This is a genomic window from Streptomyces sp. SAI-127 (genome assembly GCF_029894425.1).
Taxonomy (GTDB): domain Bacteria; phylum Actinomycetota; class Actinomycetes; order Streptomycetales; family Streptomycetaceae; genus Streptomyces.
On record NZ_JARXYJ010000001.1, the window covers coordinates 5,133,065 to 5,148,517 of the forward strand.

Consider the following 15,453-nt stretch of genomic DNA (forward strand, 5'->3'; position numbering starts at 1 on the left):
AACGAGGGTCACAGGCTCGACCCAAGACCTTGATCGGAATCCGGCCGAAAGCAGCCCGCCGGATGGCGCGGAACTGTCTGCACGTGAAGCGCTGATCGAGTTCCGTAAGGAAGTCCGTACCGGTTGTCAGTGGTCGCGCCTACTCTGGCCCCGTGACCCAGCAGCCGCTCGCCAGTCCAGACCCCGAGCCGGATCGCACCATCGGCGGAACGGTGCTGTCCGCACCCACTCCGCAGGAGCTGCGCGACAAACTCGCCGAGCTGGTCGTACGCGATCTCCTGGGGCCCACGGGGGATGAGCCGGAGGAACTGGCCGGCAATCCCCTGGATCACTACATCATCGGGCGGCTCGCCCCCGGCGGGGTACGAGACGAGGACGGCGCACCCCTGCGGACCGTCGGCAAGGTGGTCGCGCCCGAGACCCTGGAGGAGCCGGGCATGACGCCCGAGCAGGAGCCGGAGGCCGGGGACCCAGAGCCCTCCGCGCCCGCCATGCCGAGTCTCCATCCGTCGACGCTGGGTCTGACGTTCAGGGTGGAGCGGGAGGTCCAGGAGCTGACAGTCGACTGTGCCTGGGCTCGCTACGAACGCGGTGAGTCGGATATCGAGGGGAACCCGAAGCGGGTCTGGCACCGGGTGCCCTGCTCGGGCACGGTCACCGTGAAGCTGGTGGAGGGAAAACTGGCCGCCCAGGCGGTCCACGTCCGCGACTTCCCGAATGTCGTGGTACGGGGCAGGGCCCGACTGCACGAGGGCTCCTGGCTCATCTCCCTGTTCCTGGTCAACGGGCAGGAGAACAAGCCGGGTTCCACCCACTGGATGTTCCAGGCCACGATGAGCGTGGCGGGTGCCCCCGACACCGCCCCCTTCCTGCCTCGCCGTTCCGCCGAGCAGCCTGGGAGCAACCAGGACGAGCGACGCTCGCTCGCGATGACGTACCGATTCCACCCCGAGTTCGCCGTGGGCCATGGCACCGGCGTCCACGCCAGAACCGATCCCGCGAATCCCAGGCGCGCCGTGCGCATCTCCACCACGGCCACGCCCACGTACGAGATCCCGCACACAGACGTGCCCGACCCGCGCCGCGATCGAAGGGACTCGGACCTGCCGGAGCTCACCAAACTCGTTCTGGACATGAACGAGTTGAGCAGGCTGGAGGCCGCTCCCCTGCGGGCCGCGCTGCTTCCGCTCGTGGACGGCTACCGCTCCTGGATCGAGCGGCAGAGGCAATCGGTCGATGATCCGGCCGCCGGGCTCGACTCCTACCGCACAGAGGCCCAGGAGAACATGCGTCTCGCCGGCGAGGCCGCCCAGCGGATCCAGGCGGGCATCGATCTGCTGCGGGACGACGCCGAAGCCCTCGACGCCTTCCGGTTCGCCAACCGCGCCATGTGGCACCAGCGCGTCCACACCATCGCTGCGGGCAATCGGCGCCGCTCTCCCAACATGCCGCTGGAGGAAGCCGTCCAGGCGGTCGACCTGCCTGAGAACCGCAGCTGGCGGCCCTTCCAGCTGGCCTTCCTGCTGCTCAATCTGCCTTCGCTCGCCGATCCCGCGCATCACGAGCGCGCCGACGACGGAAGCGCCCTGGCCGATCTTCTCTGGTTCCCCACCGGTGGTGGCAAGACCGAGGCATACCTCGGCCTGACCGCGTTCACCCTCGCCATCCGGCGGCGCAAGCCCCACCTGGGCGGACTCGACGCCGAGCACGGTGTCGCCGTGATCATGCGGTACACCCTGCGTCTACTCACCATCCAGCAGTTCCAGCGTGCCGCCGCACTGATCTGCGCCTGCGAAGTGATCCGCCGCGAGGAACCCAGCCGCTGGGGCCAAAACCCGTTCCGTATCGGTCTCTGGGTGGGTGGCAGGGTCACTCCCAATACCAACGAGCAGGCCTACGACTGGGTCAAGGAGCGAAAGAAGGACAAGGGGTTCAGCGGCTTCGGCCGTGCGGGCTCGCCGCACCAGCTCACGAGCTGCCCCTGGTGTGGCACGAAGATGGAGGCGGGTCGCGACATCACCGTCGAGACCACTCTGCGCCGGACGCTGATCACCTGCCCCGACGCCTACGAATGCCCCTTCGGTGCCGCCGCCTTCGGTGTGCCCGCCGACGAGCAGGGGCTGCCGATCCTCGTCGTGGACGAGGAGATCTACCGCCACCCGCCCAGCCTCGTCATCGCCACCGTCGACAAGTTCGCCCAGCTGCCCTGGAAGGGCGAGACCCAGGCTCTGTTCGGCCATGTCTCCCGCCTGTGCACGCGGCACGGATACGTCACGCCGTCCGCCGTCGACTCGGACTGGGAGTCCTCAAGCCACCCGGCGAGCAACGGCCATGAGGCCGCCTCCACCGTTGACGCGGTACGGGTGCGCCCGCCGGACCTGATCGTCCAGGACGAGCTGCACCTCATCTCCGGCCCGCTCGGCTCCCTGACCGGGCTGTACGAGACCGCCGTGGACCGGCTTTCCACCTGGAATCCCGAGCCCGACCGGACCGTACGGCCGAAGGTCATCGCCTCCACGGCCACCGTCCGGCGTGCCAACCGGCAGATCCACGACCTCTTCGCCCGCAAGACAGCGGTCTTCCCGCCGCCGGGGCTCAGCGCGGACGACACGTTCTTCGCACGACGCCGGGATCCGGAAGAGACTCCCGGCCGCCGCTACGTGGGCATCTGCGCGCAGGGCGTGCGCACCAAGTCCGTGGCGATCAGGGTGTTCGTCGCCCAGCTCGCCGCCGCCCAGTACCTGTACGAGACCTACGGTGCGAGCGAGCTGACCGACCCGTACATGACCCTCGTCGGTTACTTCAACAGCCTGCGCGACCTCGGGGGTATGCGCCGGCTCGTGGAGGACGACGTGTCGGCGAGGCTGATCAGGGCAGACCGCCGAGGGCTCGCCGCACGGCGGATCGGTGAACCCGCCGAGCTGACCAGCCGGATGGCCTCCGACGCCATTCCCGACATCCTGGAGAAGCTCGACATCACCTTTGGCCGCCGGCCTAAGGGATCGCCCCGGCCCATCGACGTCCTGCTCGCCACAAACATGATCGCCGTCGGCGTGGACGTATCCCGGCTCGGCGTCATGGTCGTGAACAACCAGCCCAAGTCGACCGCCGAGTACATCCAGGCCACCAGCCGCGTCGGCCGCCGGGCACCGGGCTTGGTCTTCACTGTTCTCAACTGGGCCCGGCCACGCGACCTTTCGCACTACGAGACCTTCGAGTCCTTCCACGCAACCATCTACCAGCACGTCGAAGCCCTGTCCGTCACACCGTTCGCGGACCGTGCTGTGGACCGGGGCCTGACCGGCGTCCTGGCGGCCCTGGTGCGCAACCTCAAGCCGGACTACAACCCCAACCGCGGTGCTCAGTGGGTGGACCGCCGCGGTGAGGTCGTCAGTCACGCCGTACGGTCACTTGAGCTGCGCGCCCGTGACGTCCTGGCCGATCGCCACGTGGCCGAGGAGGTACGGACGCGGCTCGACGCCCGCCTCGACTACTGGGAACAGAAGCGCAGGGCACCCGGAGCAGTCCTCGGCTACCGCGCCGCCCGGCGCCAGGGTGATGTCGCACCCCTGCTGCTGGAGCCGGACAGCGGACCCTGGCGGCTGATGACCTGCCCCACGTCACTGCGCGAGGTCGAGCCGCCGATCAGGCTGATCTTCTCCGGGGCGACAGGACCGGAACCCCATGAGGAACCGCCCTACGTACCGCGCCAGCAGGATGACGACAGCGCCCCGGACACGGACGAAGATCCCTGGGAGAGGACATGAGCAGCCCCACTACCGACGCGCTCCGCGTGGGCGAGTTGCGGCCCAGTCAGCTCTTGCACACCTACGGCATCGGCGCTGTCACCGACCTGCCGAACCTGTCCACCATGGTGATGGGCCTGGACGAGTGGGACCAGGTCCGTGCCCGCCCTCTGATCGAGGACCGACTCCTGGCAGCCGTGCGCCGCCGACTCGGTGGCCAGGTCACTGCGCTGCGGACCCCGCCTCACTTGCCGGAAAACCCCGCGGACCCGTACGGCGACTGGACCAGGACCGGCGTACCGGTCGGCCTGTTCCCGCGCTGGTTGCGCTGTTCACGCGAGCGATGCAATCAGCTCGCGCCCGCATCGAGTGGCCTGTTCCAGTTGCGACCGAACCTGTACCGGCCGGAGAAGACCAAGTACATCCACACCAACTGCGGTGGCCCCGGCAAGGGCCAACCGACCGCGCTGCCCGCTCGCTTCCTCGTCGCCTGCAAAAACGGACACATGGACGACTTCCCCTGGGTCTACTTCGTCCACAGCGGTGGCGCGCCGTGCGACAGCCCGACCCTGAGCCTGACCGAGTCCGGCACCACAGGCGAGGCGGCCAATGTCTATGTGCGCTGCACATGCGGGGTGGTCCGCTCAATGGCGGATGCCATCGGCCAGGCCGGAGAGCGGAATCTGCCTGCCTGCCGCGGCCATCACCCGCACCTCGGTACGTTCGTCACGGGCGGGTGCCCGGAACACGCGCGCACCATGGTGCTGGGCGCCACCAACAGCTGGTTCGCCTCCCAGCTGAAGGTGTTCAGCATCCCGCGCGCAGAAGAGCCGCTCGCCCAGGCAGTCAAGGAGCACTGGAGCCTGCTGTCCCCCTTGGCCGCCGTCCCCGCCGACGCGGCGAAGATGCTGCTTCCCACACAGGCGTGCTGGCCCGAGCTGGAACAGTACGGGACGGATGCGGTCTGGGCAGCAGTCGTCAGTGAGGCCAAGACGGCAGCGGGCGAACAGAACGACGAGGACGAGGAGTTCGACCTCATCACCCCGGAGTGGCGGGCCTTCACCCACCCTCGCGACCACACGCTTCCGGACTTCACCACCGTACGTGAGCGGCGTGTACCCGACGGCACGGCCGACTGGCTCGACAGCGTCGTCCTGGTCCACCGACTGCGCGAGGTCTCGGCACTCACCGGCTTCACACGGATCGAGGCACCCGAATGGCTGCCGGACGAGGAGGTACGAACCCTCTCCGGAGCGCCCCTCAGCCGCAACGACCCCACGTGGGTGCCGTGTGCCGAACTACGCGGCGAAGGCGTGTTCCTGGCGCTCAAGGAGCAGCAACTCGCTGAGTGGGAAGGCCGGGAAACGGTCCTTGGCCGCGAGCAGATCCTGAAGTCCGCGCACCGGGACTGGTGTATTGCTCGTGGCGTGGAGCCCCGCTGGCCCGGGATCCGGTACGTGCTGCTGCACACTCTGGCCCACGTACTGATCCGCCAGTTCGCCCTGGAGTGCGGTTACGGCGCCTCCGGCATAGCGGAGCGGATCTACGCCCGATCCGGGTCCGACCCCATGTCCGGGATCCTGCTCTACACCGCCGCCCCCGACAGCGAGGGAACCCTGGGCGGGCTGGTCTCGCTCGGCCGCGGCGACCGACTCGGACCCGCCATCGCGCAGGCCCTTGAGGAAGCCCGGCTGTGCAGCTCCGACCCGATGTGTGCCGAGCACGATCCACGCGTCCACGCCCGGCTGCACGGGGCGGCCTGCCACGCCTGCCTGTTCGCGGCAGAGACCTCCTGCGAGCGGGGCAACCATTACCTTGACAGGGCCCTGCTGGTGGAAACCCTGTCGGACGACAAGTGTTCGTTCCGGCCATGAGCGGGCCGGCCGGACAGGGGTCGAGCGGACCGGACTTGCCCCGTGACCAGCCAGCAGGGGTACCCGCAGCGCGCAACGCTGTTCCGTCACCCCGTCTTCCACGGCTTCTGGCCGCACTCTGCGACCGTCTTCCAGAGGACCGGATCATGGTTGTGGAACAGGTCCTCGCATCAGTGACCGCTCCTGACGACCTCTTGCTGAGTCGATTCATCGCAGCTCAGTCCGCTGCTGGCTTGGCTCGCCAGCTCACGGAGATCGTCCGCGTCTGGAGTGCCGAGGCACCAGGTATGACCGGGGCGAGTCTCGGCCTCGCCCTTGCCACCGTCCGGGCATTCCCCCGGCCCAGGCCGGCGCAGGTCGCGGTGAGCGGTCCGATGAGCGCATCCCTACCGGCACGGCTGACGAGTGGGGTGGCCGTGGAGGTGATCCGTTCGGCACGCACCTCACTGCTGGTCGTCAGCTTCGCCGCGCATGGTGCTCGGAACGTCGTTGCCGAGATAGGGCAAGCGGTCGAACGGGGCGTACGAGTGGATCTCCTGCTCGAAGAGTCGACTCAGGCAGCGACGGCGTTCGTCGCGCTCCCCAGTGAGGTGAATGTCTGGCACCGGGTCGGGCCATCGGGCGTCCTGCACGCCAAATTGATAGTCGCCGACCGGCATACAGCACTACTGGGCAGCGCCAATCTCACCGACCGCGCCTTGTCCGACAACATAGAACTTGGCGTCGTACTGCGAGACCCGAGCTTGGTGGAACCACTCGTGGAACATTTCCGCTGGCTCCTGTCACCCGAAAACGACATCATGCGTCCGGCGTGAACCAGCAGCAGAGAGTCTGTGCTGTCAGGCCGAAAAGAAGCGGCACCTTCTGTCTGGGGAAGCGGCGGCTCCCCGGAGCAGTCCGAGAGCAGTCCGGATACCGACCCGGGCATCGCCGTGTCCGCGCCAAGCCGTATGGTTTGCGCCATGGCAGTGCCCGGGGTCATTCCTGTCGCGTACGAGCCGAAGCACCGCACCGAGACGATCGGGCGGTATGCGGAGGGTCAGTTCCTGGCGTCGATCACATATGCCTTCCCCGAGGGGTTCCACCTCGAGGAGGGCTGGGAAGAGCAGAAGCGCCTCTACGCGGTCCTGCACACCTTCGACACCGAGGGCAATTACCGCGACTCGGACATCTGGTGCGCCGGCACCTGGGCGGAACAACAACGCGACCCGAGCGGTGACGCCTCCCCGCTGACCCGCGCCCAGGTCCACCGCGGGTCTCTGCTGCGCAGCCTTCCCCGCCGCTCCTACACGGACATCGCGATCCGTCCCTTCAGCATCACCCATGAGGGCGTCCGCTTCGGCCTGGTGATCCGCGAGGACGAGGGCGAGCAATGGGCAGAGCTCTACCCGGATCGCCTCGCCTTCGCGGAACCGTGGGACGGGACCTACGACACCTGAGCTAGGAGAGGACCCCGGCCCCCGTCGTGGTGGCCAGCGACATCGGCAGGTTCTTCACCGCGGAGGCCGACGACTCCAGGCCCGAGGTCAGGGTCGGGGTCCAGTTCACGGTCGTCTTCAGGTCCTTCGAGGACGCGGCGTTGTAGGCGGCGACCAGGTCCGTCGTCGTGCCGTTGACGAGGTTGCCGGAGCCCGCGATCGCGCCCGTGCCGTCGCCGCTCAGGAGCTTCGACACCTTCACCGTGGACGGGACCTTCCAGTAGTTGTCCTTGGCGACGACCTGGGCCTTGGCGCGGGAGTTGACGCTGTACTGCAGCGCGTAGCCGTTCAGGGTCGTGACGTCGTAGTAGTTGTTGTAGATGTGGATCTGGCCGACGCGGGCCAGCGGGGCGCGCTGGACGATGCCCTTCCAGACGTTGTGGTGGATGGAGACGCGCAGCTTGCCCGCGGGCTCGCTGTCGCTGCCGCCGATCAGCATCGTCTTGTCGTGGTTGGTGAACTGGTTGCGGGAGACGGTCACCAGGTCCGAGCTCTTGGTGATGTCCAGCGCCCCGTCGTGGATCTGGTACTCGCGGCCGTAGTACTTCGGGTTCGCGGAGTCCAGGTGCGGTGCGTCCGTGAACGTGTTGTGGTCCGCCCACACATGGGTCGCGCCCCGCAGCGTCACGGAGTCGTAGTTCGAGTTCCAGTTGCCGTTGTCGCCGTCCGTCGGGTCCCACTGCGGGAAGCAGTCCTCGGTGGCGGCGAAGGTGAGGTTGCGGACGACGACGTTGTCCACGTTCTGGATCTGGAGCATGCCGCCGGAGATACCGGCCTTGGTGCCCGGCATCCCCACGATCGTGGTGTTCGCGGGCACCTTGAAGACGATGTTCGCGGCCTGCTTCTTCTGCGCGGCGGCGCGCGCGGTCTCCTGCGTGCCCGACGGCAGCTTCGAGCGGCCGTAGGTGGCGGGGTCGAACGCCTTCAGGTACGACGTCAGCGAATAGCCCGTGCCCGACGCGTAGTCGGCGCACGTCAGCTTCTTGCCGGCGCCGTCCGTGTTGGCGTCGATCGTGCCCTTGACCTTGATGATCCGCGGGGCGGTGTCGGACGCCGAGCCCAGCGCCTTCACCAGCTGGGCCCGGGTGGAGACGGTGAAGGTGTGCGCGGAGTCGGCCTTCGTGCCGCCGGTCGTGCCCGTGCCGGAGGACGCCCAGCCGTCCTTGGCGGCGAGCGTCTGGTGGTACAGGTCCACGGCCTGGGCGTTCGCGTTCATCACGACGGCACCGGCACCGACGCCCGCGGCCACCACGGCGGCGCAGACGACCAGGGTGCGGCGGGTACGGAGAGAGCGGCGGTGGGAGGCAGAGGCCACGGGGATTCCTTACGTGCGGGGGTGGGACATGTGCGTTTCGTGGAGCACCCGTGAAGGGCGCTTCCGTCCTCAAGTAGCCGCCGGAATCAGGGAGGTTGCCGCCACGGAAAGTTTTTCCCGTGCAGGGGGGACGGTTCAGAAAATTCCGTCGCCGCCCGGGACGCGTCGGCCGCCGACGACACCGCCGGGGTAGTAGTAGGGGGTCGCCCCGCCGGGGCGGTCGGAGACGGCGTACGTCCGGTCGTCGACCGTGACCCGGCCGTCCCGGGCCGTGACGGTGGCCGCGCCGAGGTCCGGCAGGGCGGGATCGGGTTGGAGGCCGAGGGCGGTGCGGGCGCCGCGGACGTAGTGGAGACCCTCGACGGCGGTCTGCGTCACCATCACGTACTGCGCGGGCGAGCCGGCGGCTGCGAGCTGCCCCCGCGCGGCCCGGTACCGCTCGTTCGCGTCGGCCGGCGCCTGCCCCGCGGCCCTGTCGCCGCCCGCGTCCAGCGTGGACAGACTCCCGCCGAGCCGCTCGACCCACCGCTCGGCCTCGGCCCGCGCGTCGAAGTCCGCCGTCGGCTCCAGAGGCACCACCCCGGCCCCGCCGGCCGCACGCCGCTGCACGGCCACCGCCCCGGCGATCAGCACCAGTGCGAGCACACCATGAAAACCATCGCTTCCTCCAGTGTGTCAGCGGGTCGACGCGACCTCACGCCCCCTATGACACGCCTCCGCGCTATGCGCGGACACCGAGGGACCAGTGCGCCCCCATGGGATGTCCATGGCGGTGACAGGGCGCTTTTTACCTTCCTATAAGGTTTGCCGACTTCCTAGGAAAGGACCTGCGTTGGGCAGACACGCCCCGAGACGAGCGGCACGTACGACCCTCGTCTCCGCCCTGGCCGTAGCGGTGGCGGCCGGCTCGATCACCCTGTTCTCCAGCACCGAGGACACCGGCGCGCAGGCGGCCACGACCGCCACGGCCGCCACCACCGAGATCGTCCTGGACGATCCCCGCAGCACCACCCCCCGCGCCGAACGGCTGCTCGCCGCGGGCACGACCGGCTATCTGCACCGCCAGTCGGGGGTCGCCGGCCTCCTGTGGACGGACTACGAGGATGGCGTCACCGTCCCCGTCGAGGGCCCGTCCGGGGTCTACCAGCCGACCACCGCCACCTGCTACGACATCTCCACGCGCTGCGTCTCGGGCGTGTTCGGCCAAGCCGCGGACACCGTGGCACTGCCCGACCGGACCTACGGCGACCCGGTGTCACTGTGGAGCCCGGGCGGCGGCGCCCTCAGGACCCTCGACCTGCGCCAGTCGGCCACCCGCGCCGGCACCTACGGCGACACCACCGTCACTGTCGAGTGGAACGGCGTCGTCGACGGCGAGCAGTTGGACGGCTACCGGCTGCACCTCGTCGACCTCGTCGACGGCAAGCAGCGCGACCGCCTGGTCACCGGCTTCCCGGCCGACGCGTACTGGGAGGTGAACTTCGCGCGCACCGGCGACGAGAACGGCTCCCTGCTGACCTACCCGGACCGCGACGAGAACGGCGACCTCACGTCGTACACCGTCGGCTACCTCGACTTCGCCACCGCCGAGCTGACCCCGGTCTTCACCGGTCTGTCCCGGGAGACGGTGCCGGAGGTCGTGCTCAGCGACGACCGCGTCGGCTGGTACACGGAGGCCTCCGGCCTGCACCTCAAGCCCCGCACCGACCTGACCGCCGCCGAGACGACCCCGGTGGCCGGCGAGGACCTGGCCGGCACCCCGGTCCCCGTCCTGGTCGGCGACTGGCTGGTCCTCGCCACCAACAACGGCGCCGTCCGGGCCGTCTCGCTGACCGACGGCACCAAGAAGACCCTGCTGACCTGGTCGTACGGCACCCCCGTGGCCGCCCCCGACGGCACCGCGCTGGTCACCGGCGGCGCGGATGCCGCCAACTGGTGGATCCAGCGGATCGTCCCGGGCGCGGACGGCACCCCGCAGCTGAAGCAGCTCTCCAAGGTGCCCCCGCTGGAGAACGCCAAGACGGGCCTGGCCCTGAGCCGGGGCAGCCTGCGGGTGGCCGAGGACAGCTCCACGAGCTCCATGGACACCACCTCCGTCCGCACCCTCACCACCGACGGCAGCACCGAGCTGACCGCCTCCGCGGCCACGGCCGGCGACTCGATATCCGCCAAGTGCCCCTACCCGGGAACCACCTGCTCCGCCCTGTGGGGCAACAGCGTCGCGGAGCCCGAGGACGTCTTCCTCAACACCTTCGCCGACGTCAACGAGGGCGGCAGCGGCCTGGAGAACGCCGACCAGCTGGTCGCGATCAGCGACGGAACGTCCAACTACACGCTGACGTACGGCACTCAGGGCGGCGCGATCGTCGACGTCTCCGACGACTACGCCGTCTACAACTCGGGCGGTACGACCCCGACGCAGTACATCGGCGAGTTCGGCTACGGCGATCCGCTCACGCGCTCGGTCCGCGCCGCCGCCCTCAACGGCTCCACGCTCTGGAGCGCGACCACGACCACCGGCAGGCTGACCTCGTACAGCCTGACCACGAGGAAGACCCTCTCCACGGTCGATGTCCCGGGCCTCGGCTGTGTGCCGAGCGAGCTCCAGGCGGCGGGCCGCTGGGTGTACTGGTCCTGCTCCGGCGCCTCGGCGGGCGTGTATGACACCAAGGCGGCCAAGTCCGTCCCCGTGGCCCCCGGTGACGTCCTGCTCGGCGACGGCTTCACGGTCCGCCACGACCACGAGGCCGACCAGTTGGTCCTGACGGACACGACGACCGGTACCACCCGTGTGGTCGCCTCCGGCCTGCCCGACTCGGGTCTCGCCGTGGACCGCCGCTTCCGGTGGACGGTCGACGAGTACACGGGTCTGGTCGCCTGGTTCGACACGTTCGAGCAGACGCATGTGGCCACGACCGGTGTCACCCCGTCCGCGGTGACGGCGTTCCGCACGGAGGCCGAAGGCTATGTGGAGCCCGGCTCCACGACCGCCTGGACCGGCCAGTGGGAGCTGTCCCGTCCCGTCACCTCCTGGTCCCTGACCTTCACCTCGGAGCAGAGCGGCGCGACCGGCAGGGCCACCCGCACGATCACCGGCGGCGCGGCCTCGGCGGACGTGACGGCGAACTGGAACGGAAAGACGTCGAGCGGGGTCCCCTTCCCCAACGGCGAGTTCACCTGGACGCTGAAGGCGACCGGCCTGGGCACGGCCGCCCCGGTCACGGTGACGAGCGGCCAGGGCTACCTGCTGCACGGCTCGGCGGTCCGCCACGACTTCGTCAGCCCCGACGGCCCGGACGGCCGCGGCGACCTGCTCACCCTCAACTCCTCCGGCGGCCTGACCTTCCACGGCGGCACCGGCACGGGCAAGTTCAGCGAGAAGGTCAGTGCCGGCGGCTGGCCCACCACCATCAGGGCGATCCCCTTCGGCGACCTGAGCGGCGACCGCTGCAACGACGTCCTGGTACGGCTGAGCAGCGGCGCCCTGCGCCTGTACAAGCCCGGCTGCGGGGCAGCGGTCAAGCCGTCGACGTCGTACACCTCACTCGGCACCAGCGGCTGGAACCAGTACGACGTGCTGACCTCGCCCGGCGACATCAGCGGCGACGGCCGCCCTGACCTGATCGCGCGAGGGGCGTCCACCGGCACGGTCTACCTCTACAAGGGCACCAGCACCGGCAAGCTCTCCGCGCGCGTGAAGCTCTACGACAACTGGAAGGGCTACAAGAAGATCGTCGGCACCGGGGACCTGAACGGCGACGGCATCGGCGACCTGCTGGCCCAGGACACGTCCAACACCCTCTACCGCTACGACGGCACCCGCCAGGGCACCTTCAAGGCCCGAGCGAAGCTGTTCACCAGCTGGGGCGGCTCCTACAACGCCGTCGTCGGCGTCGGTGACATCACCGACGACGGCAAGGCGGACCTGATCTCCCGCGACAAGGGCGGCACCCTGTGGCGCAACAGCGGCGACGGCAAGGGTTCGTTCGGGGCGAGGACGAAGATCGCGACCGGCTTCAGCGGCTACAAGTTCCTTTCCTAGGGGAATCTCACCGGCGGTGAGACAGCCGCGGGCGCCCGGGACTTCACCGTCCCGGGCGTCCTCGTGCGTGGTCGCGGAGTTACGTCAGTTGTTGTCGTTCGTCGCGTCCGGGTCGACGCCCATCGTGAGGGAGCCGATGACGCCCTTGGCGATGTTCTTCTTGTTGTACTTCAGCTTGAGCAGGCCGCCGGTGGTGCCGCTCTGGTCGTAGATCGTGTCCTCGGTGAGCGTGGTGCGCTCGGTGGTGCTGGTGGAGTACGGCTCGACCTCGGCGGAGGCCAGCACGGACTCCTCGTCGAAGAAGAACTGACCGGTGTGGCAGGTGTTGCCGCCCTCGTAACCGGCGTCCGTCCACTCGCCGTTGACGTGCACCTTGGTGTGGATGTGCACGCAACGGCCCCGGTACCAGCCCGGGAAGACCGTCCTGAAGGTGACCTGGCCGTGCTTGTCCGTCTTCCAGGTGCCGCGCAGATAGCGTTCGTCGTCGGTGGGTTCCTGGTGGACGCCGCCACCGGTGCCCCCGGTCGGCGCGCCCGACGGCGGCTCACCCGTCGGGGTACCGCTCGGCGTGCCCGAGGGCGCGCCGGTCGGGGCGGTGCCGCCGCCGGTCGACGAGGACTCGTAGCCCGAGTAGATGCCGAGCGCGTCGCAGTGCCAGATGTCGACGGCGGCGTTGGCGATCGGCTTGCAGGTCTCGGAGTCGATCACCTTGAGCCTGAGGGTGAGGGGGATGCCCTCCTTGTCCTCGGTGATGTCCTGGCGGATCTTGTCGGCGTCGATGTAGTACGGCCCCTCGGTGGTCTCCGAGGTGAGCTTGTAGCAGGCCTCCGACGCGGTGGCACTGCTGCTCGCGGCGGCGCTCGTGCTCGTCTCGCCTGCGAACGCACCCGACGCGGCGAGGGTGCCGCCCGCACCCACCGCCACGGCCGCGCCCGCTCCGGCGACGACGACCTTGCGCCGCGTCAGGTCCTTCTTGTGTTTCGGCTGGTTTCCCGTCATGGAAGGCGAAGTTAGGTAAGAAGACTGTCCTCAGCATGGGAGCGGACTGTGGCTTGCTGTGCACGGCGGGGACGCGTGCGAAGGGGCCCGAAACCGGCGTCGGTCTCGGGCCCCTTCGGGAAATGCCGCTACTTCGGCTGCGGCTTGCGCACCGACAGGTGCAGTTCCCGCAGCCGCGCCTCCTCCAGCTCCGTCGGCGCGCCCATCATCAGGTCCTGGGCGTTGCCGTTGAGCGGGAAGGAGATGGTCTCGCGGATGTTCGGCTCGTCCGCGAGGAGCATCACGATGCGGTCGACACCCGGGGCGATACCGCCGTGCGGCGGGGCGCCGAAGCGGAACGCGCGCAGCATGCCGGCGAACTTCTCCTCGACGGTCTCGCGGTCGTAGCCCGCGATCTCGAACGCCTTGAGCATGATCTCGGGCTCGTGGTTCCGGATCGCGCCGGAGGACAGCTCGACGCCGTTGCAGACGATGTCGTACTGCCAGCCCAGGATGTCCAGCGGGTCCTGGCTCTCCAGGGCTTCAAGACCGCCCTGCGGCATGGAGAACGGGTTGTGCGAGAAGTCGATCGCGCCGGTCTCCTCGTCCTTCTCGTACATCGGGAAGTCCACGATCCAGCAGAACCGGAAGACGTTCTCCTCGAAGTGCCCGGCACGCTTGGCGGCCTCGACCCGCACCGCGCCCATGATCTTCGAGACCTCGTCGAACTCGCCCGCGCCGAAGAACACGGCGTGACCGGCGGCCAGCGACAGGCGCTTGGTCAGCTCGGCGACGTTCTCCTCGGTGAGGAACTTCGCGATCGGGCCGGACAGCGAGCCGTCCTCGGCCACGCGGACCCAGGCCAGGCCCTTGGCGCCCTGGGAGACGGCGTAGTCACCGAGCTGGTCGAAGAACTTCCGCGGCTGCGCGGAGACGTCCGGCACCGCCAGCGCACGCACGTGCTTGCCGGCGAACGCCTTGAACTCCGAGCCCTCGAAGACGTCGGTGATGTCGACGAGCTCCAGCTGGGCGCGCAGGTCCGGCTTGTCGGAGCCGTACTTCAGCATCGCCTCGCGGAACGGGATCCGCGGGAAGGGAGAAGTGACGTGACGGCCGTTGCCGAACTCCTCGAACAGCTCGGTCATGAGCTTCTCGATCGGCTGGAAGACGTCCTCCTGCTCGACGAAGCTCATCTCGACGTCGAGCTGGTAGAACTCGCCCGGCGAGCGGTCCGCGCGCGCGTCCTCGTCACGGAAGCAGGGCGCGATCTGGAAGTAGCGGTCGAAGCCGGAGATCATCAGCAGCTGCTTGAACTGCTGCGGCGCCTGGGGGAGGGCGTAGAACTTGCCCGGGTTCAGCCGGGAGGGGACCACGAAGTCGCGGGCGCCCTCGGGAGAGGTCGCCGACAGGATCGGGGTCGCCATCTCGTTGAAGCCCAGCGCCGTCATCTTGTGACGGATCGCGGAGATCACCGCCGTACGCAGCATGATGTTCTTGTGCATGCGCTCGCGGCGCAGGTCGAGGAAGCGGTACTCCAGGCGCCGCTCCTCGTTGACCCCGTCCTCGGTGTTGATCGTGAACGGCAGCGGGGCGGCCGCGCCGAGCAGCTCCACCTCGCCGACCTCGACCTCGATCTCACCGGTGGGCAGATCCGCGTTGACGTTCTCGGTACCGCGGGAGACGACCTTGCCGTCGACGCGGACCGTGGACTCCTTGGTCAGCTTGTCGAGGGCCTCGTACGCGGGCGTGCCCGGCCTGGCGACCAGCTGCGTGATGCCGTAGTGATCGCGCAGATCGATGAAGAGGATGCCGCCCAGGTCGCGCCGATTGTGCAGCCAGCCACTCAGTCGGACGTCGGTGCCGACGTCAGAGGAGCGGAGCTCGCCGCAGGTGTGGGACCTGTACCGATGCATCGTCGTTCATCCAGCCTTCGCGGATCGGGGTTTGTTTCACGTGAAACTCCCCCAAGCCTACCGGGGCCCCCAGGACCGCTTCCCACCATTACAACTCGGCCAACAGT

At 68.9% G+C, this 15,453-nt stretch carries 9 protein-coding genes; 5 read left to right on the forward strand and 4 right to left on the reverse strand.

What is annotated here, in order from left to right; all coding sequences use genetic code 11:
- The first annotated feature begins 152 nt into the window (after positions 1-152).
- From drmA to M2157_RS23535, 4 genes are all read left to right on the forward strand, one after another.
- On the forward strand, positions 153-3,767 hold the full coding sequence (gene drmA / locus M2157_RS23520) for a DISARM system helicase DrmA (RefSeq protein ID WP_280866141.1): 3,615 nt from the start codon (positions 153-155) through the stop codon (positions 3,765-3,767).
- The gene (locus M2157_RS23525; protein WP_280866142.1) at positions 3,764-5,620 is read left to right on the forward strand and encodes a DUF1998 domain-containing protein; all 1,857 of its coding nucleotides are present in this window, start codon (positions 3,764-3,766) and stop codon (positions 5,618-5,620) included. Before drmA ends, M2157_RS23525 begins: the two co-directional genes overlap by 4 nt.
- Positions 5,617-6,435: a DISARM system phospholipase D-like protein DrmC gene (drmC, locus tag M2157_RS23530; RefSeq protein ID WP_280866143.1), complete on the forward strand. Its 819-nt coding sequence runs from the start codon at positions 5,617-5,619 to the stop codon at positions 6,433-6,435. The genes M2157_RS23525 and drmC overlap by 4 nt, the downstream gene beginning before the upstream one ends.
- Positions 6,436-6,582: 147 nt before the next feature.
- A complete protein-coding gene (locus M2157_RS23535) occupies positions 6,583-7,059 on the forward strand; it encodes a hypothetical protein (protein ID WP_057608971.1) in 477 nt (158 codons plus the stop codon).
- A 1-nt stretch (position 7,060) separates the two neighbouring features.
- Here M2157_RS23535 and M2157_RS23540 read toward each other — a convergent pair whose 3' ends face one another.
- On the reverse strand, positions 7,061-8,413 hold the full coding sequence (locus tag M2157_RS23540) for a polysaccharide lyase family 1 protein (protein WP_280866144.1): 1,353 nt from the start codon (positions 8,411-8,413) through the stop codon (positions 7,061-7,063).
- Positions 8,414-8,548: 135 nt separating this feature from the next.
- The gene (locus tag M2157_RS23545; RefSeq protein ID WP_280866145.1) at positions 8,549-9,058 is read right to left on the reverse strand and encodes a hypothetical protein; all 510 of its coding nucleotides are present in this window, start codon (positions 9,056-9,058) and stop codon (positions 8,549-8,551) included.
- A 187-nt stretch (positions 9,059-9,245) separates the two neighbouring features.
- Here M2157_RS23545 and M2157_RS23550 point away from each other — a divergent pair, with 187 nt between their 5' ends.
- Positions 9,246-12,455: an FG-GAP-like repeat-containing protein gene (locus M2157_RS23550; RefSeq protein ID WP_280866146.1), complete on the forward strand. Its 3,210-nt coding sequence runs from the start codon at positions 9,246-9,248 to the stop codon at positions 12,453-12,455.
- Between the two features lie 84 nt (positions 12,456-12,539).
- Here M2157_RS23550 and M2157_RS23555 read toward each other — a convergent pair whose 3' ends face one another.
- Together M2157_RS23555 and aspS are read right to left on the reverse strand one after the other, a co-directional pair.
- Positions 12,540-13,454, reverse strand: a complete 915-nt coding sequence (locus M2157_RS23555; RefSeq protein WP_280866147.1) for an intradiol ring-cleavage dioxygenase — start codon at positions 13,452-13,454, stop codon at positions 12,540-12,542.
- A gap of 128 nt (positions 13,455-13,582) precedes the next feature.
- Positions 13,583-15,346, reverse strand: coding sequence for an aspartate--tRNA ligase (gene aspS, locus M2157_RS23560; RefSeq protein ID WP_280863615.1), 1,764 nt, complete (start codon positions 15,344-15,346; stop codon positions 13,583-13,585).
- Between the last annotated feature and the right edge of the window lie 107 nt (positions 15,347-15,453).